Origin of the sequence: Acetobacter sp. (assembly GCF_047723915.1) — a bacterium.
Taxonomy (GTDB): Bacteria; Pseudomonadota; Alphaproteobacteria; order Acetobacterales; family Acetobacteraceae; genus Acetobacter.
Genome location: NZ_JBDOBQ010000006.1, coordinates 143,269 through 149,268 on the forward strand (window position 1 = coordinate 143,269; position 6,000 = coordinate 149,268).

5 protein-coding genes are annotated in these 6,000 nt (G+C 62.5%); 2 read left to right on the forward strand and 3 right to left on the reverse strand.

All coding sequences use genetic code 11. The features are described from left to right. Positions 1 to 277 precede the first annotated feature (277 nt). A complete protein-coding gene (locus ABF990_RS05795) occupies positions 278 to 1,675 on the forward strand; it encodes a carbohydrate porin (RefSeq protein WP_415490544.1) in 1,398 nt (465 codons plus the stop codon). A gap of 143 nt (positions 1,676 to 1,818) precedes the next feature. Continuing rightward, positions 1,819 to 3,411 (forward strand): gamma-glutamyltransferase family protein, encoded by a 1,593-nt coding sequence (locus tag ABF990_RS05800; RefSeq protein WP_415500742.1) that lies wholly within the window; start codon positions 1,819 to 1,821, stop codon positions 3,409 to 3,411. A 108-nt stretch (positions 3,412 to 3,519) separates the two neighbouring features. Here the strand turns inward: ABF990_RS05800 and ABF990_RS05805 are convergent, their stop codons facing one another. The 3 genes from ABF990_RS05805 to ABF990_RS05815 all read right to left on the reverse strand — a co-directional run. Continuing rightward, the gene (locus ABF990_RS05805) at positions 3,520 to 4,422 is read right to left on the reverse strand and encodes a LysR family transcriptional regulator (protein WP_415490459.1); all 903 of its coding nucleotides are present in this window, start codon (positions 4,420 to 4,422) and stop codon (positions 3,520 to 3,522) included. 24 nt (positions 4,423 to 4,446) lie between these two features. After that, entirely contained in the window at positions 4,447 to 5,802 is a 1,356-nt protein-coding gene (locus tag ABF990_RS05810) for an AtzE family amidohydrolase (RefSeq protein WP_415500743.1), read from the reverse strand. Further along, the coding region (locus ABF990_RS05815; protein WP_415506519.1) for a DUF4089 domain-containing protein at positions 5,799 to 6,000 on the reverse strand (202 nt) is incomplete at its 5' end. The genes ABF990_RS05815 and ABF990_RS05810, both read right to left, overlap by 4 nt.

The window sequence follows — 6,000 nt, forward strand, 5'->3', positions numbered from 1 at the left end:
CAGTGCCTCGTGTCACTTGTTGCGACAACTTAAAGACCTCGGGCGGATTGGTGTAAAGATGATAAATATTAAAATATTTTTCCAACACACGTATAAAATGAAAATTCGCCTGTGCGGCATTGCCATCTGCTGCGCATCATCATACGCAAGTGCCGCAGCGCAGACCGCCCCTGAGCCCAGGCACAAGACCGTAACGGTCAAGGCGGCAGATGGTTCCCGAATAATCGAGCACCAGGCCCCGGCTCTTCATAATGCCGATGCAGCCGCCCCCAAAGTCATGGTCAATGCCGATCTGTCCCATGCGGGTGCTCCTGCCACGGCACCTGGCGGTGCGCTGCGCCACAAGGTCGAACTGGATGCCATGAGCGATCATGAGGCTGTGTCCTGGCTGCTGCCGTCCGAGGTGGATGCCCAACGCCAGACCGATCTTGCCGATCCGTATTATGTGCCCGTGGCGGGGGGGGGTCACATGCTCCCGCAGATCATGCCTTTTCGCGAACGTCTGCAGAAAAAGGGTTTCGCTTTTTCATTCACCTACAAGGGTGAAGCCATGGCCAACATCAATGGCGGGATCAGGCGGGGCATGGATTATGTCCATGAACTGACACTGCAGATGAATTTCGATCTGGAAAAAATGGCCGGGCTGAAAGGCTGGACCGTTCACACGCTTCTCATGAACCGTGCCGGGCGCGAGGTATCGCACGACCGCGTGGGGGATTACTACGTCAACCTGATGGAAGTGTACGGGCTGTCGGGGCATGTGGTGGCCCATCTTGTCGATTTTTATGCCGAAAAGAAATTTCTCGACAACCGGATGGATATCACCTTCGGCCGCATGTCGCTGACCCACGTCTTTGCGACATCGCCGCTCATCTGCTCTTTCATGGTGACATGTTCGGCCCCCGTCGCGCTCAAGGTCGACCCGGGTTTTGCCGTGTACCCCAAAGCGACCTGGGGCAGCCGTATCCGTTTCCGCCCGACGCGTGACACCTCCATCCAGCTTGGCGCATATTCCGTCAGTCCCCTGGCGGCCGGTCCCAGCGGCTGGGCCTGGGCCAGCGAGGACGCGACCGGGCTGATGCTGCCGATCGAATTCACGTGGCAGCCTTACCTGACGCGCGACAAACTGCCGGGCCATTACGTGTTCGGCTACGCCCACGATACAACCCGTTATCCCGATATTATCGGCACCAAGCCCGCAAGCCTTCTCGCGCATTCGCGCAGCGCACCCATGGACATGTTCTGGTTCGAAGGCGATCAGATGGTCTACCGCAAGGGCGGAGCCAGCCAGATGGCGGGCGGGTATCTGATGGCGGGTTACATTCATAATACGCCGCATGTCTCGTCCATTTCGGACCAGGCTTACGGTGGGCTTGCCTTCAACGGCGTCATTCCCACGCGGGACAAGGACAGGCTGGGCATTCTTTATTCCTGGTACCATGTCAGCCACCGCAAGGAACTGGGGCAGATGTACGCGCTTGCCGCAGGGTATTCGCTGGGGGCGCAGGTTCTGGCGCCGCAGACGGACTCCCACGTGATCGAGGCCTATTATGCCATCGATGCCGTGCCCGGCATTCTTGTGCAGCCGGAATTCCAGTACATGATCCGCCCGAATGAAAACGGCCGGACGCCCGACGCGGCGCTGGTGGGCCTGAAGGTGATCGGGTCCCTGTAAAAAGCAGCGCGACCGGCAGGGCATATCCACATAGCGGGTTTGTCCCGCACCATGGCTTGTGGGGACTGACGCGGGCGGACAATGTTGCCTGCCTGTAAGAAGGGCAGGCTTTTCATTCCGTTGTGATCGTGCAAGGTAGAGCCATGTTGCAGACATTTCAGTCCACGCGCGGGATGGTGACATCCCCCCACCATCTGGCCAGCCAGAGCGGGTTGGATATTCTTAAAAAAGGTGGCACGGCGCTGGAAGCCGTGACCGCCATGGCCGCGACCTTATCCGCCGTGTACCCGCATATGACGGGGCTGGGGGGTGACGCGTTCTGGCTTATCGCCTACCCGGACGGTCGCATGCAGGTGCTCGATGCCTGCGGTGGCGCGGCCCAGGGCGGAAGTATCGATCTGTACCGTCAGCAGGGCCCTGACACAATGCCCTGGCGTGGCGGGCTGGCGGCCAATACCATGGCGGGTGCGGTATCGGGCTGGCAGGCTGCATTGCAGTGCAGCGCGGCGCTGCAAACACCCCTGCCTGTGCGCGATCTGCTGAACGACGCGATCTGGTACGCCCGGAACGGGTATGCCGTCTCGGAAAGTGAGGCGCATCTTCTGGCCCAGAAAGGCGGCGAACTGCTGGGCAATGCAGCCTTTGCCGACAGCTATGCCCCGAACGGGCATACGTTCCGTGCGGGAGAGATTCGTAAAAACCCCGCACTCGCCACGACCTTGCAGCACATGGCCGATCAGGGGCTGGACAGTTTTTACACCGGTGACATCGCCGACCTGCTGCTGGCCGATCTGCGCGCGGCGGGCAGCCCGCTGGCGGCAGGGGATTTTGCCCGTCACGCCGTGGAGCCCAAGACCCCCCTGCACACAAGGCTGAGCGGGGTGCATGTCTACAACACGCCGCCGCCCACGCAGGGTGTGGCCTCTCTGGCCATTCTGGACCTGTTCGAAAGGCTGAACGTAGCGGAGGGCGAGGGCTTTGCGCATATACACGGGCTGGTGGAGGCAACCAAACGCGCGTTCATGTTCCGGAACGCCCATGTGGGCGATCCGCGCTGGATGACGCGGGACGCCCAGGCGTTTCTGGACGACAAGGCAGGGCTTTCGGCACTGGCGGCGGGGATCGACAGGCACCGCGCCATGCCGTGGCCGGTGCCGTCCCAGCAGGGCGACACGACCTGGATGGGCGCGATCGATGGCACGGGTCTTGCCGTCAGCATGATCCAGAGCCTGTATTTCGAATTCGGGTCGGGAGTGTTCCTGCCCCGGACCGGCCTTTTGTGGCAGAACCGTGGAGCGTCGTTCCAGCTTGAGCCCGGTACCTGGAATGCGTATGAACCCGGCCGCAAGCCGTTTCATACGCTCAACCCAGCACTTGCGCGCTTTGATGACGGGCGGGTGATGGTTTACGGTACCATGGGCGGTGAAGGACAACCCCAGACCCAGGCTGCCATTTTTACACGTTACGCCCGGTTTGGCATGGGGTTGCAGCAGGCGGTTACCGCACCGCGCTGGTTGCTGGGGCGGACATGGGGCAGCACCAGCAATACGCTTAAAGTGGAAAGCACGCTCGATGCCGGCGTGGTGGCAAGGCTTGAACAGGCCGGGCATGTGGTGGAAAGGGTCGCCCCGTTCTCAAGCCTTATGGGGCATGCCGGGGCAGTGGTGCGACATGCCAGCGGCCTGTTCGAAGGTGCGTCGGACCCGCGAAGCGACGGGTGCGCGGCAGGGTTCTAGTGCCGCGGCCTGGATGCAGGCCGGGCTGAAAACGCTCTTTCGGGAATGCCGCGAACAGCCTTGCCGGTGGCCTGCGGGCACGATACATACCGCCCCAGACCGGAGGGGTCAGGGCGTATGAAAAAAACAGGCCTCGATTTCATGCATGACAAAACGCGCGGCCGTGGACAACTGGCGCGAACGATCCACGCATAACGCAAGGTTCAGGGGCGAGAGCTTGCGGTTGACGATGGGGGTAAATGCCAACTGGCCTTTCTGCACCTCGTCATACACATCCAGGTAACTCAGAATTCCCACGCCGGTTCCCTCCAGCACCAGGGACTTGATCATCTGGATATTGTCGGTCCTGATAACGGCTGCGATCTGCACGCCGGTTTCTGCTTCCAGCATGCTGATCGAGCGCCACAGGGCCAGAGGGGGGGCTGGAATAATCATGGGATAATCCGCAACCTGGCTGAAGCGGGCCTGGGGTGTTACGGCAATCGGGTGGCCAGGGGGCGAGACAAACCCCAGTGGAATATCCTTTTGCGCGCGCACACTCAGTTCACGCATGGGTACGGGATTGAACATCAGCGCGAAGTCAGCGTGACCTTTTACAAGTTCTTCGCCCATATCGCGGCTTTTGCGAATATGTACGCTGGCGACAATGCCGGGATGGCTCTCCCGCAGGCGGGCCAGCAAAGCGGGCAGAAATCCCTTTGTCAGCGCATCGGGGATCAGAATATCCGTCTCTCCCCGACGCAGGCCCTTGAGGTTGTCGATCTGGGTTTGCAACGCCTTGAAGTCGCGTGACCAGCGGTGGCACGCTGTCAGCAGCACCTCCCCCGCCGTAGTCAGTCGCAGGCCTGACGGCAGGCGTTCGAACAGCGGCGTGCCCAGGGTTTTTTCGCCCTGCAGGATCTGGCGGTCGATGGCGGAGGCTGCGATATGCAGTTCGTCCGAGGCCTTGCGAATGGACCCATGACGGGCCACCGCCATGAAATACCGCAGGAAACGTGAAAAAACAGGCATGGTCGGTTTTCTGGTCCCGGCCTGTCAGGGGGCGGGGGCATCCGGCGGCAGTATCCGCCCGGCCAGCCCCTGCTGCTTGAGTGCGCGTGCCACGCTGAACAGCGCCGCCTCGCGCCCGGGGGCTGCGACAAGCTGCAGGCCCAGTGGCAGGGTGCCTGTGCCCCGCAGGGGCAGCGTCAGGACCGGCAGTCCGGGCAGGCTGAGCGGTTGGGTAAAGCAGCCCAGGTTGGCGCGGGCGGAGACCTGTTTGCCGCCGATCTGAACGGTTGGGCTGTCCAGTCGCGGGGCTTCGCAGGCTACGGCGGGGGCGATCAGCACGTCCGCCTGTGCAAAGGCCGCATGCACCTGCTGGCGGAAGCGGCTGCGAAAACGCTGCGCCTGGATATAGGTGTTTGCGGGCAGCAGCGCCCCGGCCAGCAGGCGGTCACGCGTGGCGGGGTCATACGCCATGGCCTGCGTGCGCAGGCGGGGCAGGTGCAGGTTGCCGCCCTCGCACGCGGTAATCAGGAAAGAGGCGGCTCTGGCCTGTGCTGTTTCAGGAAGTTCGATGCGCTCGGTGGTGCCCAGCGCGGTGCAGATGCGTGAGATCGCGTCTTCCATGGCGGGGATGATATCGGCCGCGAACCATCCGCCCAGCCGGGCGATCCTGAGCGTTTGCACATCCGGTTCCGTGCTCGGGGGGCTGGCATCCATGACATGGAATGTGCTGATCAGATCATCGAGCGTGCCGGCGAAATGCCCGACCACGTCCAGACTGGCGGAAAAGGGATAAGCGCCCTGGCGCGGCAGCCGTCCGAACGTGGATTTAAGCCCCCATACCCCGCATAGCGCCGCTGGCACACGGATAGACCCGTTGGTGTCGCTGCCCAGCGTAAATGGTAGAAAGCCGGCCGCGACGGCTGCGGCCGACCCGCCAGAAGACCCGCCAGCCATGCGGGCCGTATCGTGCGGATTGCGGGTTATGCCGTAATGAGCATTGTCGGTCGCAAAACCATAGGCAAATTCGTCCATGTTCAGGCTTGCGACCACAATGGCCCCGGCCGCCTTCAGGCGCTGGACAATGGCTGCATCCTGCGTGGCGGCTGGCATATCCTGCAGCACGACGGAGCCTGCGGTGGTTACATGGCCCGCGACGTCGAACAGGTCCTTTACGCCGAACGGCACACCGGCCAGCGGTGGCAGGGCCTGGCCGCGTGCGCGCATGGCGTCGATCTGGCGGGCGCGTTCAAGTCCTTTCTGGTCGAACAGATGGGTTACGCTGTTGATAGCCCCGTCATGCTGGCGAATGGTTGCGAGAACCTCCGTCATGACCGCGACGGCAGTTGTCCTGCCAGAGCGGATGTCGGCTGCAAGATCCAGCGCGCTGGCAAACCGGGTCATGGCGTGTACTCGCCAGCAGGTTCGCACAGATCGGGCAGGCTGACCTGTTCCAGCAGGGCGGTGTAATGGTTCAGCAGGTCCGTGTTGCCGATCACGCCCTGCATGCAGGCATCCGGCAAGGTCAGGCCGAGGGCCGCCGCGCGGGCCTGTACCAGGGCCGTGCCGGGGGTGGGCGGTGTCTCGGGCTGGGGTGTGGTG

Coding starts and splice junctions, on each gene's coding strand:
- ABF990_RS05800 (WP_415500742.1), top strand. CDS start 1,819: ATGTTGCAGACATTTCAGTCCACGCGCGGGATGGTGACATCCCCCCAC.
- ABF990_RS05805 (WP_415490459.1), bottom strand. CDS start 4,422: ATGCCTGTTTTTTCACGTTTCCTGCGGTATTTCATGGCGGTGGCCCGT.
- ABF990_RS05810 (WP_415500743.1), bottom strand. CDS start 5,802: ATGACCCGGTTTGCCAGCGCGCTGGATCTTGCAGCCGACATCCGCTCT.
- ABF990_RS05795 (WP_415490544.1), top strand. CDS start 278: ATGGTCAATGCCGATCTGTCCCATGCGGGTGCTCCTGCCACGGCACCT.